This window comes from Microbacterium sp. CIAB417 (assembly GCF_022788845.1).
In genome coordinates, this window is sequence record NZ_JAHZUT010000011.1 from 42,907 (window position 1) to 64,023 (window position 21,117).

Consider the following 21,117-nt stretch of genomic DNA (forward strand, 5'->3'; position numbering starts at 1 on the left):
TCCTACGCTATCGGCCCGGTCCTGTGCGGATGCCGCGCTGCCGTGCCGCGACTGCGTCGCGCACGGCCTGGAAGAGCGGATGCCCTGGCTCTAGCCCGGTGACGGACGTCGTGAAGGCCTCCGGGTCCTCTTCGGCCAGTCGCCGCTGCAGCTCGACGGACTGCTCGTCCTCGGGATCCTCGAAGGCCAGCGCCGCAGCGACGGCGGCGACGAGGGCGCCCGTGGCCAGACCACGCTCCGCCGCGGCGGCGGCCGGTCCGATGAACCGTTCGTTCCGGGACAGCTTGCGCAGCGGCTGGCGTCCCACGCGCTGCACCGTGTCGATGAGTTCGGGGTTGCGGAAGCGGTCCAGGATCGTCGCGCGGTACGCGGCGAGCTCGGTCGGATCGAGCCCGTGCACGGCGGAGAGCATGGCCGAGGTCTCCTCGAGCGCCTCGCCGACGGCCGAGGAGACCGCGGGATCCGTGAGGGCGTCCGAGATCCGCTCGTGGCCGGCCAGCGCACCGAGGTATGCCGTGGCGGCGTGCCCCGTGTTCACCGTGAACAGCTTGCGCTCGATGTAAGGAGCGAGGTCGTCGACGAAATGCGCGCCAGGGATGCTCGGCCGATCCGCGCCGAAGGGACCCGCCTCGATCGCCCACTCGAAGTACGGCTCGACCGTCACATCGATCCCGGCGCCCTCCGGCTGCGCCGGGACGATACGGTCCACGGCCGTGTTCGCGAACGCCGCGCGGGCCGTGATCGCGGCGGGGTCCTCTCCGGCCTCTTCGGCGAGGCGTTCGATCTCGCCGCGCAGCTGGTCGGTCGCCCCGATCGCGTTCTCGCAGGCCATCACGGCCAGCGGCGCGGCATCCGGCGATCGTCTTCGCAGTCCCTCGAGGATCACGGGGGCGATGAAGCGCAGCACCGTGGGACCGACGGCGCACGTGACGACGTCGGCGGTCGCCACCGCGGCGATGACGGATTCCGGGTCCGTCCGGCTGTTGACAGCTCGGAATCCGGTCACGATCCGGTTGACGCCGCCGGGACCGGCCTCGCGGACGGTGTATCGGTCGGCCGCGTTCAAGGCGTCCACGAGGGCCTCGGCGACGTCCGAGAAGACGACCTCGTACCCGCCCTCGTGCAGCAGCAGCCCCACGAAGCCGCGCCCGATGTTGCCGGCGCCGAAGTGGACGGCGGTGCTCATTCCTCGTTCACCTCCGCCAGCAGCGCGTACAGATCCTCCGGCGTCTGCGCGGCCGAGAGCCGGGCGACGTCGTCCTCCTCCGAGAACAGGATCGCGATGCGGGACAGGATCTCCAGGTGCTCGTCGCCGACGCCGGCGATCCCGATCACGAACGTGACCGGGTCCCCGGCCCAGTCGACCCCGCCGTCGTAGCGCACGACCGACAGCGCCGACGCCAGGATCGCGTCCTTCGCGTCATTGGTGCCGTGCGGGATCGCCAGGCCGTTGCCCATGAACGTCGACACGGTCTGCTCGCGCTGACGCATCGCGTCGAGATAGGCGGGGGTCACGGCTCCCGCCGCCACGAGCAGGTCGGTCGCCTCCTGGAGGGCGGCGTCCTGGGTCGCCGTGCCGGCGTGGATGCGGACACGGTCCGGGGTGAGAACGCCCATCATGATTCCTTTCGCTGGTCGCGGACCATCTCCACGACCTCGTCGTACTTCGGCGAGTTCATGAAGTTGTCCACGGAGATGTGGATCGACTCGGGGGACTTGGCCTGCGCGCGATCGGTCAGCTGCTGCTGGGTGATCACGACGTCGGCGGTGCCGTCGAGGTTCGCGATGGCCTGGTTGACCACGGTGATGCCGTCGATGCCGGCCTTCTTGAACTTGTTGCGCAGCACGCTCGCTCCCATGGCGGACGAGCCCATGCCGGCGTCGCACGCGAACACGATGTCGGTGATCGTGCGCGTGGTCACGGTGCCGCCGTCGGCGGCACCGCCCGTCTCAGCCTGGGTCTCCAGCTTGTCCACGACCTCCTCGGCCGCGGCGACGGACGCGGCATCGCCGCTGACCCGCAGGGCGTCCATGGCGGCGGACTTGCGGCCCTTGTTCGCCTCGGTCTGCGCGATCGCGGCTCCGAAGGTGTCCGCCTCGGCGAGCAGGTCGCGCTTGCGCGAGGCGCGCAGGATGACGGCGGTGATGAGGAACGTCACGGTCGCAGCCAGGAGGACGGACAGGTACACCACGAGGAGGTTCGCGACGCCGCCGGCAGCGGGGCTGACCGCTGCGGCGGTGACGGCGATGATGCTGCCGGGAGCCGCCGGGAAGGCGAGGCCGCCGCCGAGGATCATGTTCGTGGTGACGCCCGTGGCGCCGCCGGCGATCAGGGCGAGGATCGTCATCGGCTTGCTCAGCGCATACGGGAAGTAGATCTCGTGGATGCCGCCGAAGAACTGGATGATCGCGGCTCCGGGCGCCGAGGCCTTCGCCGCGCCGATGCCGAAGAACGTGAAGGCGAGGAGCAGTCCGATGCCCGGACCAGGGTTGGCCTCGATGAGGAACAGGATCGACTTGCCGGTCTCCTGAGCCTGCTCGATCCCGAGGGGTGTGAACACGCCGTGATTGATGGCGTTGTTCAGGAACAGCACCTTGGCCGGCTCGACGATGATCGACACGAGCGGAAGGAGGTTGTAGGCGACGAGCCATCCGACCGCCAATCCGAGGACGTCGCTGACCCACAGGATGGCCGGACCGAACACGAAGAATCCGAGGATCGCGAGGAGCATGCCCAGGATGCCGGCGGAGAAGTTGTTGATGAGCATCTCGAAGCCCGGCTTGATCTTGCCGTCCCAGATCCTGTCCATCCACTTCGTCATGAGTGCCGCGAACGGCCCCATGATCATCGCGCCCAGGAACATCGGGATGTTCGTGCCGACGATCACGCCCATCGTCGCGATCGAGGCGACGACGCCGCCGCGTTCGCCGTAGACCATACGACCGCCCGTGTTGGCGATGAGCAGCGGCAGCAGATAGGTGATCGAGGGACCGACGAGTCCGACGAACTGGTTGAAGGGATCGCCGTTGTCGTCGAGCGCCACGGCTGTCATCGCACCGGGCCAGTTGATGGCGTCAGCATCGCCGAAGCCTCCGAGCAGTGGTGCGACAGGAGTCCACCACCCCAACCAGCCCACCGCGATGAAGAGCATCGTGATGAAGCCCCAGGCGATGAAGGCGGCGATGTTCGGCATGATCATGCCGGACAGGAACGTGCCGAAGCGCTGAACGCCCACGCGGAGTCCGCTCTGCTTCGGTGTCGGTGACGTCGTCGTCATGATGTCGTCTCTTTCTGCTGTGTGTTCGGGTGGGGGGTGAGGTCTTCGGCCGCCGCGGCGACGGCGGCGCGAGCGCCGGCGGCGTCGTCGGCGGTGAGCGCGATCTCGGCGAGCCGGCGCGCGTCGTCGAGAGTGCGCTGTGCGAGAGCGAGACGGACGTCGGCCAGCGCGGCGGGAGCCATCGACAGGCTGGTCGCGCCGAGGCCGACGAGGACGACGGCGAGCAGCGGGTCGGCAGCGGCTTCGCCGCAGATGCCGACCGGCTTGCCGGCGCGCGCCCCGGCGGCTCCGACCTCGCCGACCAGCCGGAGGACGGCGGGGTGCCAGGGGTCCTGGAAATCCGCGACCGAGCCGAGCAGCCGATCCGCGGCCATCGTGTACTGGGTCAGGTCGTTGGTGCCGATCGACGCGAAGTCCGCGTGGGCGAGGACGCGATCCGCGAGCAGCGCGCTCGCCGGCACCTCGACCATGACGCCGGCCGTCCTGAGGCCGTACTCGCGGGCGAGGTCGGTGAAGTAGCGGGTCTCCTCGACGGTCGTGACCATGGGAGCCATGACCCAGAGGTCGGCGCCGGTGTCGGCATCCGCCTCGGCGAGGGCGGTCAACTGTTCGCGCAGGATGTCCTCGCTCGCGCGCAGCGCGCGCAGTCCGCGCAGACCGAGCGCCGGATTCTCCTCGTGCGCGTCGTTGAGGAAGGCGAGCGGCTTGTCCGCCCCGGCGTCCAGCAGCCGCACGACGACCTTGCGGCCGCCGAACGCCGCGAGCAGCTCGCGGTACGCCTCTCGTTGCTGAGCGACAGTGGGCGCCTGCGAGGCCGACAGGAACAGGAACTCGGTGCGGAAGAGCCCGACGCCCTCCGCGCCCCGCGCCACCGCGTCGGCCGCGTCGGCCGGCTTGCCCAGGTTCGCCAGCAGCGCGATCGGGGTGCCGTCGGCGAGGGCGCCGGGGGAGGGAGGCAGCGCCTCGGCGCTGAGCCGGGCGGACGCCCGCTCCTCGGCGCGCGTGCGTTCGTCGGCGGATGGATCCGTCGTGACCGCGCTCGCCGCGGCATCCACGATCACCGTCTCGCCGTCTGCGAGCCGAGCGGCTTCGGCGACCCCGACAACGGCGACGATGCCCTTCTCCCTGGCGAGGATCGCCGTGTGCGAGGTGGGACCGCCGTCCGAGGTGACCAGGGCCAGCACCTGATCGAGGTTCAGCAGCGCGGTGTCGGCCGGGGCCAGGTCGCGCGCCACGAGGACGAACGGGTGACCCGGGTCCGGGATGCCGGGAGCCGGCACTCCGCTCAGCCGTGCGAGCACGCGCTGCGCGATGTCGTCGAGGTCGGCGGCGCGCTCCCCGAGGTACCCGCCCACGGCCTCGAGGGTCGCGCGGAACCCGGCGAACGCGTCGTGCACGGCCCACTCGGCGGTGCTGCCGGCGTCGATGCGCGCATCCACCTCGTCGAGCAGGGTCGGGTCCTCGGCGATCATCGCCTGGGCCTCGAGGACCTCCTGTGCCGAGCCGCCTGCCGCTTCGGCCCTGGCGGTCAGCTCGGCTGCGACGGCGGCGATCGCCTCGCGCACGCGGACGCGCTCGGCATCCGCACCAGCACCGCTGGGGGCGTTCTCCGGAGCGGGCAGGGGCTCCGCCATCCGGACGACCGGGCCGGTGGCGACGCCGGATCCGATCCCGACACCGCGCAGGACGCCCATCAGGCCGGGTCCTCGTCGTGATCCGTCGTGAGCAGTTCGGACAGGGTGTCCAGCACCGCGTCGGCGCCGTCGCCGTCGGCGGTGAGCGTGACGTAGTCGCCGTGCTCCACGCCGAGCGCGATGACGCCGAGGATGCTCGCGGCGTTGACGGGCTTGCCCGAATCCTTGGCGATCGTGACGGGGATGCCGGCATCCTTCGCGGCCTGTGCGAAGAGCTTGGCCGGTCGGGCGTGCAGCCCGTGCGAGGATCCGATGCGGACGGTACGGGAGACGGCGGTCATGATGTTCCTTTCTCGGCGGTGAGGGCGGACCGCGCGAGCGCGAGCGTGCGCGTCCCGTCGCGGTCGGCGAAGACGTCGTCGGGCAGATGCAGGACCGGGCACCCCGCCGCTGCGCGGACGGCATCCATCCGGTCGGCCAGGTGCGGCCCGACGAGGACGAGATCGGCGGCGTGGGCCGAGACGGACGTCTCGGTACCCGCGGATGCCTGCCAGGCGAGCCCTGCGACCGAGGCCGCGCGTTGCAGGCGCTGTGCGACGAACGTGCTCGACGCACCCGCCCCGCACACCACGAGGATCCTCTTCGATGCCATGACTCCATTCTGGGAACCGGCTGAGAACCGCACCACCAGGGTTCTTTCCGCCCCCGCGGAACCGACGGCGGGGTCCTGCCGCCCGTCGCCTGCTGACATCATGGGAGGCGACGAAGCGCACTCGGGATTCGGAGGGACCATGACGCGTCAGCGCCAGGACCAGCTCCTGTCCGTTCTGCTGCGCCAGGACGGCTGGGCCACGGCGGCGAGCCTCGCCGACCAGCTGGGGGTCACGCCGCGCAGCGTCCGTTCGTACGTCGCGGCGCTGAACGCCAGGGTCGACGAGGCGGACGCCGTGGAATCCGGGCCGGCCGGGTATCGCGCCGCGGCCGGCGCCCGCGCGGCCCTGCGCGCCCGAGCGGACGAGTCCGCGCCGCGGGATCGGCTGCACGCCGTGGTCCGGCTGCTCCTGGACGAGCCCGGCGGGGTCGACCTCTATGAGACGGCGGACCGGCTGCACGTGAGCGAGGCGACGGTCGAGTCCGACCTCGCACGCGTGCGCGCTCTTCTGGAGGGCACCGAACTCGTCCTGGAACGCGAGCGCGAGACGATCCGACTGCGGGGGACGGAGGCCGCGCAGCGACGCCTGCTGAGCCGGCTCGCGCACGACGAGATGGATGCGGGATCCTTCCACCCGGAGAGCATCCGGCACGCGCTCGCGGGTGACGTCGTGGGGCCCGAGGCGGTCGCGGCCTTCAAGATCGCGCTTGTCCGGGAGCTGGGCGCGCTCGGATACTTCGTCAACGAACTGGCGATCTCGGACGTGCTGCTGCACATCGCGATCGCAGCCGACCGCGTGGCGGCGGGCAGGGCGCTGGAGACCGAGACCGGCTCCGGACCCGCGCGGGACCCGCAGGGGGAGATCGGCCGCGTGGGCGGGCAGATCACGCGCCTCGCGCACGAGCACTTCGGCGTCCGGCTCGGCGAGGGGGATGCCGCGCATCTGGCCACGCTCGTCCTGACGCGGGTCGTCGCGCCGGGGCGGGGGAGCGGGTCGGACCTCGCGCGCAGTGGAGTGGATCCTGTCGTGGAGGAAGCCGTGCGCGCCGAGGTGGCGCGGGCGGCGGGCGACTACCAGGTCGATCTGGTCGACGACGCGTTCCTGCTGCGGCTCGCCCTGCACGTGCAGAACCTCCTGCGACGCGCGAAGGAGCAGGCCTGGACGCGCAATCCTCTGACGCGGTCGTTGAAGTCCTCGTACCCGATGATCTTCGAGGTGGCCGTGTCGATCGCAAGCGGCCTGCACGACCGGCTCGACCTTCCGGTCAACGACGACGAGATCGCGTACATCGCGATGCACATCGGGGGACGACTGGAGCGCAGTCGCAAGTCCGAGTCGATCCTGACGGCCACCATCGTCTGCCCGGGGTACTACGAGCTGCACGAGCTGCTGCGCTCCAGCGTCGATCGCTCGCTGGGTTCGGCCATCGAGGTCACGCACGTCGTCACGTCCGTCGACCCGGACTGGCGTGCCTTCGACACGGATCTCGTGCTGTCCACGATCGAACCGGGGCTGCGGGGCGACCGGTTCGTGCGGGTGCAGCCGTTCCTCGGCGAGGCGGATGTGGAGCGGGTCCAGCAGGCCGCCGCGCGCCTGCGGCGAGCCCGGCGCCTCGCGCGCCTGCGGACGGAACTTGCCCGCTATCTGGACGCCAGCGCTTTCGTGCACCCGCTCGAGGACGTCGGGGACGAGGCGATCATCCGGCGGCTCGGAGGGCTCCTCGTGCAGGCGGGGCTGATCGATCAGGACTACGTCGACAAGACCGTCCAGCGCGAGCGCATGTCGTCCACGGCGTTCACCGACGCCCTGGCCGTGCCGCACTCGCTGCACATGACGGCCCGTCGGACGGCGATCGCGATCGGCGTGGCGGACGGCTCGGTGGCGTGGGGGGACGGACGCGTCCAGGTGGTCGCGCTCGCCGCCTTCAGCGAGAGCGATCGCGCCGCGTTCCAGACGGTGTTCGAGCAGCTCGTCGAGGTCTTCAGCGAGCGCGAGAGCGTGCAGCGGCTGGTGCGCCGCGGGACGACCTTCGAGTCGTTCCTCGATGAACTCGTCGCCGTGATCGACGGCTGAGGCGCGTCAGCGCGGCGCGAGGACCTCGGCCATCGCGTCCAGGACGGCGTCGGCGTCGGGCGATGCCGGCGTCTCCAGCACGACCACGTCTCCCTCGGTGAGCGCGAGGTCCATGACGGCGAGGATGCTGGCGAGCTCGACCACGGCCCCCGTGGCGGTCGCGAGCGTGACCGGAGCCGGGTGCGCCATCGCGAGGCGGGCGAGCTCGGCGACCGGCCGCGCGTGCGCACCGCCGAGCGTGCTGATCGTCACCTGGCGCAGGGGCATGCAGCGATGCTATCCGCACTCACCCGGCCAGGGCGAGGACGCCCCTGACCAGGGTGACGGCGATCCCCGCCCACGCGCAGGACAGCATCATGGCGCGTGCCACCCGCACCGGGACGACGCGGGTCAACGCGGCGCCGGCGACGATGCCCACCGCCGTGCAGGTGCTCAGGACGAGCATCTCGCCGGCCGGCTCGGCGGGGAGGCCGCGCAGGAGCACCGACACCGCGCCGTATCCGAGGAACACCACCTGGGCGCTCGCGGCGAACCGCCGCTGCTCCCATCGGTCGCCCAGCGCGTAGGCCGCCAGAGCGGGTCCGGACAGCCCGCTGGAGGCGTGCAGGAACCCCGCCGTCGCCCCGGCGTACAGCGCGCCCCTGCGACCCTTCAGCACGGCCGCGGCAGGACCGCCGAACCGCGGCGTCAGCAGGGCGATGATCCCCAGTCCCGCGATGAGGAGCAGCAGTGCCGCCTCCGGAAGAACACGCGTCACGAGCACTCCGAACGGCGCAGCCGCGATCCCGGCGCCGAGCAGCCAGAGCGTGCGCGGCCAGTCGATCAGTCGCCAGCCCGAGGGCACGGCGACGAGCGCCGCCACGACCGAGAGCAGCACGGCCACGGTGACGCCCTCGACCGCGCCGTAGATCAGGACGGCCGGACCGATGAGCACCAGGACGAAGGCGAGACCGGTGAGACGCTGGATCACGGCGGCCACGGCCGCGGCCGCGCCGGCGAACAGGAGGATCATCGGGACGTGCGGCTCAGGAACGCTCCTCCAGCAGCGCGCGCACGCCGGACTCGATCGTCGCAACGGCTGCGGTCGCGGCATCCGCAGAGTCCCCCTGCGCGTCGATGTACACCTTCAGCTTCGGCTCCGTACCGCTGGGGCGCACGATGACACGACCGCCTCCGGCGAGGCGGTAGCGCAGCACGTCCCCGGCGGGCTGCCCGGGCGCTGCGACCAGCAGATCCTCGGCGGAAGCGACCGCAGCGTCGCCGACGGCGGTCGGCGGCACCTGCCGGAGGGACGCCATCACGGCCGTGATGACGGAGAGGTCCTCGACGCGCACCGAGACCTGCCCGCTGGCGAAGTGGCCGTACGTCTCGCCCAGTTCGGCCAACAGCGTCGCGAGGCTCTCGCCGCGCTCCCGTGCCTCCGCGGCGAGGCCGAGCACCGCCACGGCGGCCGAGATGCCGTCCTTGTCGCGCACGGTCCCGGGATTCACCAGGTACCCGAGGGCCTCCTCGTATCCGAACACGATGCCGGGCGCGCGGGAGATCCACTTGAACCCAGTGAGCGTCTCGGCGAAGCCCAGACCGTGCCGTTCGGCGATCACGCCGAGACCGGGGGAGGAGACGAGGGAGCAGGCCAGTGCCGCCCCGGGCGTCCCCTCGGCGGCGCGCGCCGCGCGGGCGCCGAGCAGAAGGCCGACCTCGTTCCCGCTGAGACGCCGCCAGCCGCCGTCGGCGTCCGGGTCGGGGATCGCGACGGCGAGCCGGTCCGCATCCGGGTCGTTGGCGAGGATGAGCTCGGCACCGGTCGAACGGGCGATGTCGAACGCGAGATCCATCGCGCCCGGTTCCTCGGGGTTGGGGAACGCGACCGTGCGGAACGTCGGATCGGGATGCTGCTGCGCACGCACGACGGTCGGTCGCGGGTATCCGGCTGCCGTGACGATCTTCTCGACCGTCTCCCATCCGACCCCGTGCATGGCGGTGTACACCCACCGCAGTCCGCGCGCGCCCTCTCCGGCGGGCGCGACGGCGGCGGTGGCGGCCACGTACGCCTCGACGACCTGCTCGTCCGCGATCTCGTAGGCGTCCGAACGGGGAAGGCTCCCGACGTCCCCGGCGTCGGCCACCTGCTGGATGTGCCGTGCGATCTCGGCATCCGCGGGCGACACGATCTGCGAGCCCTGGTCCGCGCCCCCGAGATAGACCTTGTAGCCGTTGTCGTTCGGCGGGTTGTGGCTGGCGGTCACCATGACGCCCGCATCGGCGCCGAGATGACGCACGGCGAACGCGAGCACGGGCGTCGGCAGCAACCTCGGCAGCAGGATCGCCCGGAGTCCGGCGCCGGCGAACAGCTCGGCGGAGTCCTGCGCGAACCGGCGCGAGTTGCGGCGCCCGTCGTAGCCGATCACGACGGTGGGAACTGCGCCGCCGGCGCGTTCGAGCAGGTATGCCGCGAAGCCCGCAGCGGCCTGCGCCACGAGCACGCGGTTCATCCGGTTGCTCCCGGCTCCGAGAGCGCCGCGCAGACCCGCGGTGCCGAACGCCAGGCGTGCGCCGAAGCGATCGGCGAGGTCGGCCAGAGCCGCGGGGTTCCCGCCCGCGGCGAGCGTGATGATACCGGCGAGCTCGTCCCTCGTCTCGGCATCCGGATCCTGGCGCAGCCAGGCGCGCGCCGTGGTCAGCAGCGCGTCGCTCACAGCGCCTCGACCACCTTGGCCAGCAGGGCGGAGATCACCGGCTCCGCCTCGCGACCGGCCTCGATGACCTCGGCATGACTGAGCGGGGTCTTCTGGATGCCCGCGGCGAGGTTCGTGATCAGGGAGAATCCGAGGATCTCCATGCCCGCCTCGCGAGCGGCGATCGCCTCGAGCGCGGTCGACATCCCGACGATGTGGCCGCCGATGTGCTTCGCCATCTGCACTTCGGCCGGGGTCTCGTAGTGGGGTCCGCGGAACTGGGTGTACACGCCCTCGTCGAGCGTCGGGTCGACCGAGCGCGCGATGTCGCGGAGCCGCTTCGCGTACAGGTCGGTGAGATCGATGAAGGTCGCGCCCTCCAGCGGCGAGTCCGCCGTCAGGTTGATGTGGTCGCTGATGAGGACGGGCTGGCCGGGCTTCCACGTCTCGCGCACACCGCCCGCGCCGTTGGTGAGCACCATGATCGAAGCGCCCGTGGCGGCGGCGGTGCGGACGCTGTGGACGACGCGTCGCACGCCGTGCCCCTCGTAGTAGTGCGTGCGCGCGCCGATCACGAGCACGTTCTTGCCGCCGGGTGTGCGGATCGAGCGCAGCGTTCCGACGTGCCCCTCGAGAGCGGGCTTCGAGAACCCGGTGACCTCGGTGGCCGGGATCGTGGCGACGGTCTCGCCGATCAGGTCTGCGGCCTTCCCCCAGCCGCTGCCGAGGGTGAGGGCGATGTCGTGCTTCTCGACGCCGGTGATGCGCGCGATGTCTGCGGCCGCTGCGGCTGCGACCTCGAACGGGTTCGCGTTCGGGTCGTCGAGGGGGTGGTGCTGAATGTCGGTCATGGATCCACTCTAGGAAGCGGATGGCACCGGGGCCAGGATTGCGGACGAATGCTCCGGGAAGAGCGGCGGCACGGGGTGCGGAGTGAGGAGGACTGCCCAGGGAAAGGCGGACGGCGCTCGGGTGCGGAGTGAGGAAGAATAGGGTCATGTCCTCAACTCCCTTCGAGCGCACTCAGCGCGTCGCCGTCCTCGGCGGCGGCCCCGGCGGATACGAGGCGGCTCTGGCCGCCGCCCAGCTCGGAGCCGAGGTGACCCTGGTCGAGCGCGTCGGCGTCGGCGGGTCGGCGGTGCTGACGGACGTCGTGCCCTCCAAGAGCCTCATCGCGACGGCGGACGCCGCGGTCGCGATCTCGGAGGCCAGCGACCTCGGCGTGCAGTTCTTCGCGAAGGGGGAGCACGGCAAGCCGCTCAAGCCCGAGATCGCGATCAATCTCGCCGCCGTCAACAAGCGACTCCTCGCGCTCGCCGCGCAGCAGTCCGAGGACATGCGCTCGTCGCTCCTCGAGGCCGGCGTGCGCATCCTGTCCGGGCACGGACGACTCGAGGGCACGAACGCGATCATCGTCGCGACGGGTCCGGACGGCACGGACTTCGACCGCGTCGAGGCGGACACCATCGTGGTCGCCGTCGGCGCGTCGCCGCGCGAGCTGGATTCGGCCAGGCCCGACGGCAAGCGCATCCTCACGTGGACGCAGCTCTATGACATGAAGGCGCTGCCTGAGCACCTCGTCGTCGTCGGCTCCGGTGTCACCGGCGCGGAGTTCGCCTCGGCGTACATGAACCTCGGCGCGAAGGTGACGCTGGTGTCCAGCCGCGAGCAGGTGCTTCCCGGCGAGGACCAGGACGCGGCACGCGTGCTGGAGAAGGTCTTCAAGCGCGGCGGGATGCAGGTGCTTTCCAAAGCGCGCGCCGAGAAGGTGGAGAAGACGGATTCCGGCGTGCTCGTGACGCTGTCCGACGGGCGCACTGTCGAGGGAAGCCACTGCCTCATGGCGGTCGGGTCGATCCCCAACACGGCATCCATCGGTCTCGAGGAGGCCGGCGTCGAGCTCAGCGAGGGCGGCCACATCCGCGTCAACCGCGTGGCACGCACCTCGGTGCCGAACATCTACGCGGTCGGCGACTGCACGAACTTCTTCCCGCTGGCCTCCGTCGCCTCGATGCAGGGACGCACGGCGGTTTTCCACGCGCTCGGCGACATCGTGATCCCGCTCGAGCAGATCAAGATCACGTCGAACATCTTCACGGCACCGGAGATCGCGACGGTGGGCTACTCCGAGAAGGACGTCGAGGACGGCGTCGCCGACGGCATGGTCTACAAGCTCCCGCTCGCCGCGAACCCGCGCGCGAAGATGATGGGCATCAAGGACGGTTTCGTGAAACTCATCGCCCGCAAGGGATCGGGGACGGTCATCGGCGGCGTGATCGTGGGGCCGAAGGCGTCCGAGCTGATCTATCCCATCGCCGTGGCGGTGGAGCGGCGGCTCACCGTCGATCAGGTCTCGCGCGTGTTCGCGGCGTACCCGTCGCTGTCGTCGAGCATCACGGATGCCTCACGGGCGATGCACCTCGTCAACATCTCCTAGCATCTCCGGACAGACGGGAAGGGCGCCTCACCGCGGTGAGGCGCCCTTCCCGTCTACGTGCGCGTCAGCTGATGGTCAGCAGCTGGTGCCCGGCCGAGACGGTGGCTCCGGCGTCCGCGTTGATGTTGCCGATGACGCCGTCCTTGTGCGCCTGAAGGGGCTGCTCCATCTTCATCGCCTCGAGAACGACGACCAGATCGCCCTTGACGACCTGCTGACCGTCCTCGACGGCGACCTTGACGACGGTCGCCTGCATGGGCGACTTCACGGCGTCGCCGGATGCTCCGGCGGAGACGGAGGTGGCGTGGCTGCGCCGGGACGGGGGGACGGCGGCGGGGCGTCCGGCGGTCCCGGCGGCGACGGCCACGCGGTCGGGCAGGCTCACCTCGAGACGCTTGCCGGCGACCTCGACGACCACGGTGTGGCGCGCGGCTGCGGCTGCCGGAGCCTCGAGCTCTCCGTCCCAGGCGGGGATGTCGTTGACGAACTCGGTCTCGATCCACCGCGTGTACACGCCGAACCGGCCGTCCTCGGCGGTGAAGGCGGGGTCGCGGACGACCTTGCGGTGGAACGGCAGGACGGTCGGAAGGCCCGCGACCTCGAATTCATCCAGAGCGCGCCGCGCGCGCTCCAGCGCCTCGGCGCGGTCCTTGCCGGTCACGATGATCTTCGCCAGCAGCGAGTCGAACGCGCCGGAGACGGCGTCGCCGGCGGTGACGCCGGAGTCGAGGCGGATGCCGGGACCGCCGAAGGTCTTGAACACGTGGATCGGGCCGGGCTGGGGGAGGAAGCCGCGTCCCGGGTCCTCGCCGTTGATGCGGAACTCGAACGAGTGCCCCTGCGGAGCCGGGTCGTCGTAGTCGATCGTGCCGCCGGCGGCGATCCGGAACTGCTCCCGGACCAGGTCGATGCCGGTGACCTCCTCGGAGACCGGGTGCTCGACCTGCAGGCGCGTGTTCACCTCGAGGAACGAGACCGTGCCGTCCGCGCCGATGAGGAACTCGCAGGTGCCGGCGCCGACATAGCCGACCTCCTTGAGGATGGCCTTGGACGCCGCATACAGCTGACGGTTCTGCTCCTCTGTGAGGAACGGCGCCGGGGCCTCCTCGACGAGCTTCTGGTGACGGCGCTGCAGCGAGCAGTCGCGCGTCGAGATCACGACGACGTTGCCGGCGGCGTCCGCCAGGCACTGCGTCTCGACGTGGCGGGGCTTGTCGAGGTACTTCTCCACGAAGCACTCCCCGCGGCCGAACGCCGCGACGGCCTCGCGGGTCGCGGACTCGAACAGCTCGGCGACCTCGTCCAGTTCACGGGCGACCTTCAGGCCGCGGCCGCCGCCGCCGTACGCCGCCTTGATGGCGATCGGAAGACCGTGCTCCTGCGCGAAGGCGACGACCTCCTCCGCTCCGCCGACCGGGCCGGGGGTGCCGGGGGCGAGCGGCGCCCCGACCTTCTCGGCGACGTGCCGGGCGGTGACCTTGTCGCCCAGCGCCTCGATCGCCTCGGGGGACGGACCGATCCAGATCAGGCCGGCGTTGATGACGGCGCGGGCGAACTCGGCGTTCTCGGCGAGGAAGCCGTATCCGGGATGCACGGCGTCGGCGCCGGAGCGGCGGGCGATCGAGAGGATCTTCTCGATCTGCAGGTACGTCTCGGCGCTCGTCGCTCCGCCGAGGGCGTAGGCCTCGTCGGCGAGCCGGGTGTGCAGGGCCTCACGGTCCTGATCGGCGTAGACGGCGACCGAGGAGATCCCCGAATCGCGAGCGGCGCGGATGATGCGTACGGCGATCTCTCCGCGGTTGGCGATGAGCACCTTCTCGATGGGCATGACTGCCAGCCTAGCGAGAACGAAGCCGTCGCCTTTGACGACCCTCCACAAGAAAATCCCGAGATCGTGTCGGAGAGCCTACGAGCGCTCCGTCCAGAGGTCCGTCCAGGTCACGCCGAGATCCGAGGCGAGTCGTCTCAGGGTCGACAGAGACATGCCGACCACCGTGGACGGGTCGCCGTTCACCCGCGTGATGAACGCGCCTCCCAGGCTGTCCACGGTGAACGCTCCGGCCACGTGCAGCGGCTCGCCGGAGGCGACGTAGGCCGCGATCTCCGCGTCGGAGATCTCGGCGGCGAAAGACACGGATGCCTCGGCCACCGCCGTGGCCTCCTGCGGGTCTGTGCCGGGCGACACGCGGTGCACGGAATGGCCGGAGTACAGAACGCCGGTCTCGCCGCGCATCTCGTGCCAGCGCCGAGTCGCCTCCTCCGGCGTGTAGGGCTTGCCGTACACGCGCCCGCCGAGCGCGAACATCGAGTCGCCGCCGATCACGAGCCCGTCGAAGTCCGGATGCTCGGCCGCGAGACGCCGCACCACATCGGCCGCCTTGGCCCTGGCCAGCAGCAGCACCAGCTCGCCGGACGGAAGGTCTCCGCCGCGCGCCTGAGCCGCGGCCGCCGCCACGGCGTCCTCGTCCACCTCCGGGCCGATCGTGAGCGGCTCGATGCCGGCCTGGCGCAGCAGCATGAGACGAGCGGGAGAGGTGGAGGCGAGGCAGACGCGCATGCACTCACGCTAGCCTGCGGCGTGGGATCCTGGGGAGATGACCTCCTCCGGCGACGCTCTGCTCGACCTCGACATCACGGGAATCGCCCACGGCGGCACCTTCGTCGCCCGTCACGAGGGACGAGTCGTGTTCGTGTCGGATGCCGTGCCGGGGGAGCGCGTGCGGGCGCGGCTGAGCGACGCGCCGTCGGATGGCGCGACCGACACGCGTCGCTTCTGGCGGGCGGAGACGGTCGAGGTGCTCCAGGCGTCCCCGCATCGGCGCGCGCACGTGTGGCCGGAGGCGGACGTGTCGCGCGACCCCGCCCAGCGCCCCGGCGGTGCCGACCTCGGTCACATCGAGCCGGCCCACCAGCGGGCGCTCAAGAGACAGGTTCTGGCCGAGGCCCTTGACCGCTTCGCGGGAGCGGGCATCGAGGCGCCCGAGGTGGCTGCCCTCGCCGAAGGCGACGACACCGGCTGGCGGACGCGGGTGACGCTGCACGTGGACGACGACGGCGTCGCCGGACCCTTCGCGGCCCGCAGCCATCGGGTCGTCCCCGTCTCATCGCATCCGCTGGCGCGCCCGGCGGTCGCGGAGGCCGCCGCCCGGATCGGCGCGGCGCGCGCGGGGCGGATCGAGCTCGTCGAGCCGGCCGACGGCGACGTGCGCGTGCTGCCGCTGCCCGAGGGGACGCGGCGCGGTGAACCGGAGGTGCTCACCGAACGGGTGCGAGATCGGTCGTTCGCGGTCGATGCGACCGGCTTCTGGCAGGTGCATCACAGCGCGGCATCCGCCCTCGACGAGGTGGTCCGCGCGCTGCTGGCCGGCCGGGTCGATCCGGATGCGACGCACCTGGACCTCTACGGCGGCGTCGGGCTGTTCGCGGCGAGCCTCGCCGATTCGGGAGCGCGCGACATCGTCACGGTGGAGTCCGATCGCCGCGCGACGGAGCACGCCGCGCGGAACCTCGCACCGCTCGAGGTCACCGCGGTGACCGCGCGCGTCGACCGCTTCCTGGGCGCACCGGTGCGCGAGACGCGCCGCGTGCGAGGCCGTCGTCCTTCGCGACGTGCCCCCGAGACGGCTCTGCTGGATCCGCAGACGAGGGTGGGTGCCGTCGTGCTCGACCCGCCGCGCTCCGGAGCGGGGCGGGGGGTCGTGGACGCTGTCGCCGCGCTGGAACCGGACGCCGTCGTGTACGTCGCCTGCGATCCGGTCGCCCTGGCGCGCGATCTCGGCACCTTCCGGGAGCACGGATGGGAGCCCGCTCTGCTGCGCGCCCTCGATCTGTTCCCGAACACGCATCACTTCGAGGTCGTCGCGCTGCTGTCGCGGTGACGGAGTCGGCGCGCTGATCGATAGGCTGACGGGATGAGCACGGTCGCCCTCATCGATGATCACGAGTCCGTCCGCCTCGGGCTCGAGGCCGCGTGCGGTCGTGATCGTTCGCAGACCGTGGTGTTCTCCGGGAGCACGGTCGGGTCGTATCTGGACTGGCGCCGTACGAGCGCAGCCCCGCCCGCGGACGTCGTGGTGCTGGATCTGACCCTGGGTGATGGCACGACGGTCACCGAGAACGTGACCGCACTCGTGGGCGACGGCGCCAGTGTCGTGATCCACAGCGTGGCCGACCGGCCTGCCGCGGTGCGGGAGGCGCTCGCGGCGGGAGCGGCCGGCGTGATCAGCAAGTCGTCCGCGCTGGACGACGTGCTGGACGCGATCCGCACGGTCGCGCGCGGCGAGGCCCTGAACAACGTCGAATGGGCCAGCGCCGTCGACGGCGACCGCGAGTTCGCCGATGCGCAGCTGTCCTCCCGCGAGCGGGAGGTGCTCCGGCTGTATGCGACGGGTCTTCCCCTGAAGGTCGTGGCGGAGCGTCTCGGCGTCGCCTATTCGACCGCGAAGGAGAACATCACCCGCGTCCGGGTGAAGTACGTCGAGGTCGGACGTCCCGCCCCGACCAAGGTGGACCTGCTGCGTCGCGCGATGGAGGACGGCATCGTCCCGGCGGACGGAACGGCGAGTGTCGGCTGAGCCGCTGAGCATCCGCGACGCCTGGACCCAGATCCCGTCGCCGGGGTCGGCGGAGACCGAGTTCGAGCGCTTCACGGGCAAGCGCATGGAGCGCATCCTGCAGACCGTCGTCGCCATCGGTTCGCTCGTGACGGGCGCGCAGGCGCTGCTCGCGGCGCTGTCCGGGGTGGGGGTGATGGATGCTGCGCACGTGGCGATGATCGTCGTCGTGTTCGCGCCTCTGTCTGCGATGCTCGTGTGCTGCGTTCTCGGGCGCGGTGTGCGCGCGGCGTCCGCGGCCTTCGCGTTCCTCTACGTCGGTGCGCTGATCGCCTGGCCGTTCGTGGTCGACCCCGCCGACGATGCGTCGACGCAGCAGCCGTGGATCTTCTTCCTGGTGAACGTCGGCGTCGTCGCGGCGATGCTCGCCTTCTCGCTGCGGATGCAGTACGTCTGGGCGATCGGGGTTCCGCTCGGGTACGGTTTCGTGCGGCTCATGCAGGGCGGTTTCGAACGCGAGTTCTGGATCACGACCGCCTTCGACGTGTCGTTCACGATCATCCTCGGACTCGTCCTGGTCTCACTGGGGTGGATGTTCCGCGCGGTGGCCGCCGGTGTCGACGACGTGCGCGGTCGTGCGGTGGCCGCGTACGCGCACGCGGCCGCCGCGGCGGCGGCCGAGGAGGAGCGCGTGGCCGTCGCGGCTCTCATGCACGACAGCGTGCTGGCGGCGCTCATCGCTGCCGAGCGGGCCGAGAGTCCGCGCGCACGGGATCTCGCCGTCGGGATGGCGCGCGAGGCGCTCACCCGCCTGGCGAACACCGAGGCCGCCGTACTCGAGGAGGGCAGCGACGACCCGGTCGGTTCTGCGCAGATCGTGGCGGAGCTGCGACGAGCCCTGTCCGAGACCGGGGCCGATGCCGTGGTCGAGGAGCACGGCGGCGTCGGACTGATCCCCGGTCGCGCCGCGCGGGCCCTGGTGCTGGCAGCCAGGCAGGCGATCGGCAACTCGGTCGCCCACGCGCGCGGGCGCGGCCTGCACATCGTCGCGCTGGCACACGGAGACGAAGGGATCACGGTCACCGTCAGCGACGCGGGGCCCGGGTTCGATCCGGACGCGGTCGGCGCGGATCGCCTCGGCATCCGCGCGTCGATCATGGCGCGCATGGCGGCCGTGGCCGGGATGGCGCGCATCGAGTCGGGGGAGTCCGGCACCGTGGTGGAACTGAGCTGGGAGCGCGAATGAGGCTCACCGTCCGTGCTGTGGCGACCGGTCTCGCCCTCGGCTTCGCCGTGTACTTCGCGGCCAGGGCCGTGTGGTGGGTCGAGACGCCCGTGCAGCCGCTGCTCGTGATCGCCGCCATCGTCGGGTACCTGGCGGTCGTCGTCATCGCGGTTCTCGCGGATGCCGGGCGAGAGGTCCGGATGCCCATGTGGGTGGGAGTGCTCGCGCTCGTCGCCGCCTTCGCGATCCCGGCGTCCGTCAGCATCGCGTTCGAACCCGGGATGCGCGCCGCACCGTTCGCGACCTGGTACATCGGTGCTCTGGGGCTGCTGGCCGTGGTCTGCATCGTCCGTCGTCGCTACGTGATCGGCTGGGTGGTCCTGGGAGAGCTCGCCATCGCGTCCTCGTCCTTCCTCGGGGTGTTCGTCGCGCTGGAGCTGGGCCTCGTCGGCTCGATCATGTGGGTCGTCGTCGCGCAGCTGCTCGTGCTGTTCTGGGATCGTGCCGTGGCCGACACCGAACGGCTCGCGGGCATCCAGCGGGCGGTCTCCGCCTGGCACGCCACGCAGCAGGTGCGGCAGAAGGAGCGCCGCCTGCGCACGCAGTTCGCCCTGGCGGTCGCCGGGCCTGTGCTGTCCCGGACGGTCGCCGCGCACGGAATGCTGACGGAGGAGGAGCGTCTGAGCGCCCGTCTGGCCGAGGGTCGGCTGCGCGACGAACTGCGCGGGGCGAGTCTGCTCAACGACGCGGTGCGTGCCGCGATCGAGGCGGCCCGGCGGCGCGGGGTGGCGGTGACCGTCTTCGACGAGGGCGGCCTGGACGGCGTCGCCGAGACGCGACGCGGTGAGATCCGCGACGAGCTGGCCGTCGTGCTCGCCGAGGCGACGGCGGGACGCGTGATCATCCGCGCAGCGCACGACCCCGCGATCGCGGTGACCGTCGTGGGCAGGGCGGGAGCGGGGGACTCCTCGGACGAGGACTCGGTCGCCCTCTGGCACGAGATCCCACGGGAACGGACAACCTGAAGTCCCGCTCACTTCGGAGGCGAGGTGAGGAGAAGGGCGAGGGGCGGCGAAGCCGCCCGCCCCTCGCCATGTGCGGCCCAGTTACCCGAAAACTGTCCGCTGTGGGCCGGTCGGCGTCTGCCTACCCTGGGGCAGAGAGACCGGCCGAACGCGTAGCGTCCCCTACAGTCTTGCGGGCCGCAAGAAGTCTGTCTGTAGGTATTTCGGGGGACAAGGATTTCCTCGCCTCACCTCCCGCGATCGGCGTCGGATGCGTGAAGATGGAGCGATGAGCGTGCTGCGGCGAGGGACGAACCTGCCGAGGATGGGCGACTTCAATCAATCGGTCATCCTCGAGGCGATCCGCCGCTCCGGCGAGGGCTTCAGCCGTATCGAGCTCGTCGAGGCCACGGGGCTGTCCGCCCAGACCGTCACCAACATCACGCGCCGGCTGCTCGACGAGGGGCTGATCGAGGAGGCGGGGCGCACGATCAACGGTCCCGGCAAGCCGCGCACCACGCTGCGGCTCGTCCCGCGCAGCCGGCTGTCCCTGGGGGTGCACCTCGATCCAGCGGTGACGACGACCGTCCTGCTGGATCTCAGCGGAGCGGTGATCGCGCGCAGCATCCGTCGCACCCCGGCGAACGATCCCCTGCACGTGATCGCTGCGATGGCGGAGGCGATCGAAGGTCTCATCGTGCGCTCCGGCGTCGCCCGCGACGCGATCGCCGGGGTGGGCGTCGCCGCGCCCGGTCCGTTGGATGCCGAACGGGGAACGGTGATCGACCCGCCGAAGCTGCACCAGTGGCACCGGGTGCCGTTGCGCTCGGCGCTGGCCGATGCGGTCGGGCTTCCCGTGGCGCTGGAGAAGGACACCACCGCTGCGGCGTTCGCGGAGATCTGGACCGGCGACGATCCGCCGGACGTGTCGCTGCTGTTCGTGTATCTCGGCACCGGCATCGGCACCGCGCTGGTGCTCGACGGAGACGTGGTGCGCGGACGCTCGCGCAACGTCGGGGAGGTCGGGCACATCATCGTGGACCCGGACGGTCCGCTCTGCGGGTGCGGCAAGCGCGGTTGCGTCGAGGTCGTGTGCACGCCCCAGGCGATCGTCGAGCGCGCTGAGCGCGCGGGCGTGCTCGCCGACGATCGCGTCGGCAGCGACGCCGAGTCGGTCGACGAACGATTCGGGCAGCTGTGCGAGCGGGCCCGGCGCGGAGACGCCGCGGCTCTGGGAGTGCTGGTGCGCGCAGCCGAGCACCTGTCCGTGCTCATCTCGGCGCTGACGAACATGCTCGACGTCGACCGGGTCGTGCTGGGCGGCCCGTTCTGGGAGCGAGTCGCGTGGGTGCACCTGCGGGAGCTGCCCGTGCTGCTGGATCGGCAGAGTGCGACCAGGGCGGTGCGGGTTCTGCCGGTGGCGGGGTCCGTCGTCGGCGACGACGTGGGGGCGGTCGGCGCAGCCTGCGTGATCCTCGCGGACGTGCTGTCGCCTCGCGCCTCCACACTGCTGCTGGAGGGCGGCGCCACTGCGTGACAGCACGTGCGCGGAAACGCTTGACAGGGTTATTCCAGTCGATTTAAT

General features: G+C 71.4%; 19 protein-coding genes. 7 read left to right on the plus strand and 12 right to left on the minus strand.

What is annotated here, in order from left to right:
• Positions 1-7 precede the first annotated feature (7 nt).
• Genes KYX17_RS28325 through KYX17_RS28350 form a run of 6 tightly spaced genes read right to left on the minus strand, consistent with a single transcriptional unit; the run spans position 8 to position 5,564 of the window.
• A complete protein-coding gene (locus KYX17_RS28325) occupies positions 8-1,186 on the minus strand; it encodes a mannitol-1-phosphate 5-dehydrogenase (RefSeq protein ID WP_243232454.1) in 1,179 nt (392 codons plus the stop codon).
• Positions 1,183-1,617, minus strand: coding sequence for a PTS sugar transporter subunit IIA (locus KYX17_RS28330; RefSeq protein WP_243232457.1), 435 nt, complete (start codon positions 1,615-1,617; stop codon positions 1,183-1,185). Before KYX17_RS28330 ends, KYX17_RS28325 begins: the two co-directional genes overlap by 4 nt.
• Positions 1,617-3,278 (minus strand): PTS mannitol transporter subunit IICB, encoded by a 1,662-nt coding sequence (locus tag KYX17_RS28335; RefSeq protein ID WP_243232460.1) that lies wholly within the window; start codon positions 3,276-3,278, stop codon positions 1,617-1,619. The genes KYX17_RS28330 and KYX17_RS28335 overlap by 1 nt, the downstream gene beginning before the upstream one ends.
• Positions 3,275-4,972 (minus strand): phosphoenolpyruvate--protein phosphotransferase, encoded by a 1,698-nt coding sequence (ptsP, locus tag KYX17_RS28340; RefSeq protein WP_243232463.1) that lies wholly within the window; start codon positions 4,970-4,972, stop codon positions 3,275-3,277. The genes KYX17_RS28335 and ptsP overlap by 4 nt, the downstream gene beginning before the upstream one ends.
• A complete protein-coding gene (locus KYX17_RS28345; RefSeq protein ID WP_243232465.1) occupies positions 4,972-5,253 on the minus strand; it encodes an HPr family phosphocarrier protein in 282 nt (93 codons plus the stop codon). Before KYX17_RS28345 ends, ptsP begins: the two co-directional genes overlap by 1 nt.
• On the minus strand, positions 5,250-5,564 hold the full coding sequence (locus KYX17_RS28350; RefSeq protein ID WP_243232468.1) for a PTS sugar transporter subunit IIB: 315 nt from the start codon (positions 5,562-5,564) through the stop codon (positions 5,250-5,252). The genes KYX17_RS28345 and KYX17_RS28350 overlap by 4 nt, the downstream gene beginning before the upstream one ends.
• A gap of 139 nt (positions 5,565-5,703) precedes the next feature.
• Between KYX17_RS28350 and KYX17_RS28355 the strand changes: the two genes are divergently transcribed.
• The gene (locus tag KYX17_RS28355; protein ID WP_243232471.1) at positions 5,704-7,638 is read left to right on the plus strand and encodes a transcription antiterminator; all 1,935 of its coding nucleotides are present in this window, start codon (positions 5,704-5,706) and stop codon (positions 7,636-7,638) included.
• Between the two features lie 6 nt (positions 7,639-7,644).
• On the opposite strand, the gene KYX17_RS28360 is transcribed toward KYX17_RS28355, so the two are convergent.
• Genes KYX17_RS28360 through KYX17_RS28375 form a run of 4 tightly spaced genes read right to left on the minus strand, consistent with a single transcriptional unit; the run spans position 7,645 to position 11,164 of the window.
• A complete protein-coding gene (locus KYX17_RS28360; protein ID WP_243232474.1) occupies positions 7,645-7,905 on the minus strand; it encodes an HPr family phosphocarrier protein in 261 nt (86 codons plus the stop codon).
• A gap of 19 nt (positions 7,906-7,924) precedes the next feature.
• On the minus strand, positions 7,925-8,650 hold the full coding sequence (locus tag KYX17_RS28365) for a TSUP family transporter (RefSeq protein WP_243232477.1): 726 nt from the start codon (positions 8,648-8,650) through the stop codon (positions 7,925-7,927).
• A 13-nt stretch (positions 8,651-8,663) separates the two neighbouring features.
• Positions 8,664-10,334 carry a phospho-sugar mutase gene (locus tag KYX17_RS28370; protein ID WP_243232479.1) on the minus strand — a complete coding sequence of 557 codons (1,671 nt, stop codon included), beginning with the start codon at positions 10,332-10,334 and terminating at the stop codon, positions 8,664-8,666.
• Positions 10,331-11,164: a purine-nucleoside phosphorylase gene (locus KYX17_RS28375; protein ID WP_243232482.1), complete on the minus strand. Its 834-nt coding sequence runs from the start codon at positions 11,162-11,164 to the stop codon at positions 10,331-10,333. The genes KYX17_RS28370 and KYX17_RS28375 overlap by 4 nt, the downstream gene beginning before the upstream one ends.
• 146 nt (positions 11,165-11,310) lie before the next feature.
• Here KYX17_RS28375 and KYX17_RS28380 point away from each other — a divergent pair, with 146 nt between their 5' ends.
• Positions 11,311-12,750 carry an NAD(P)H-quinone dehydrogenase gene (locus tag KYX17_RS28380; RefSeq protein WP_243232484.1) on the plus strand — a complete coding sequence of 480 codons (1,440 nt, stop codon included), beginning with the start codon at positions 11,311-11,313 and terminating at the stop codon, positions 12,748-12,750.
• A gap of 64 nt (positions 12,751-12,814) precedes the next feature.
• Here KYX17_RS28380 and KYX17_RS28385 read toward each other — a convergent pair whose 3' ends face one another.
• Together KYX17_RS28385 and KYX17_RS28390 are read right to left on the minus strand one after the other, a co-directional pair.
• Positions 12,815-14,578 carry a biotin carboxylase N-terminal domain-containing protein gene (locus KYX17_RS28385; protein WP_243232486.1) on the minus strand — a complete coding sequence of 588 codons (1,764 nt, stop codon included), beginning with the start codon at positions 14,576-14,578 and terminating at the stop codon, positions 12,815-12,817.
• Positions 14,579-14,656: 78 nt separating this feature from the next.
• Complete coding sequence (locus tag KYX17_RS28390; RefSeq protein WP_243232494.1) at positions 14,657-15,307, minus strand: nucleoside triphosphate pyrophosphatase; 651 nt, start codon at positions 15,305-15,307, stop codon at positions 14,657-14,659.
• 37 nt (positions 15,308-15,344) lie between these two features.
• On the opposite strand from KYX17_RS28390, the gene KYX17_RS28395 reads away from it, so the two are divergent.
• From KYX17_RS28395 to KYX17_RS28415, 5 genes are all read left to right on the plus strand, one after another.
• The gene (locus KYX17_RS28395) at positions 15,345-16,628 is read left to right on the plus strand and encodes a class I SAM-dependent RNA methyltransferase (protein WP_243232496.1); all 1,284 of its coding nucleotides are present in this window, start codon (positions 15,345-15,347) and stop codon (positions 16,626-16,628) included.
• 33 nt (positions 16,629-16,661) lie between these two features.
• Positions 16,662-17,324 (plus strand): response regulator transcription factor, encoded by a 663-nt coding sequence (locus tag KYX17_RS28400; RefSeq protein ID WP_243232499.1) that lies wholly within the window; start codon positions 16,662-16,664, stop codon positions 17,322-17,324.
• Positions 17,314-18,549: an ATP-binding protein gene (locus KYX17_RS28405; RefSeq protein WP_243232502.1), complete on the plus strand. Its 1,236-nt coding sequence runs from the start codon at positions 17,314-17,316 to the stop codon at positions 18,547-18,549. Before KYX17_RS28400 ends, KYX17_RS28405 begins: the two co-directional genes overlap by 11 nt.
• Positions 18,546-19,553, plus strand: coding sequence for a hypothetical protein (locus KYX17_RS28410; RefSeq protein ID WP_243232503.1), 1,008 nt, complete (start codon positions 18,546-18,548; stop codon positions 19,551-19,553). The genes KYX17_RS28405 and KYX17_RS28410 overlap by 4 nt, the downstream gene beginning before the upstream one ends.
• Positions 19,554-19,821: 268 nt before the next feature.
• Positions 19,822-21,069 carry an ROK family transcriptional regulator gene (locus tag KYX17_RS28415; protein WP_243232505.1) on the plus strand — a complete coding sequence of 416 codons (1,248 nt, stop codon included), beginning with the start codon at positions 19,822-19,824 and terminating at the stop codon, positions 21,067-21,069.
• The last annotated feature ends 48 nt before the right edge of the window (positions 21,070-21,117 follow it).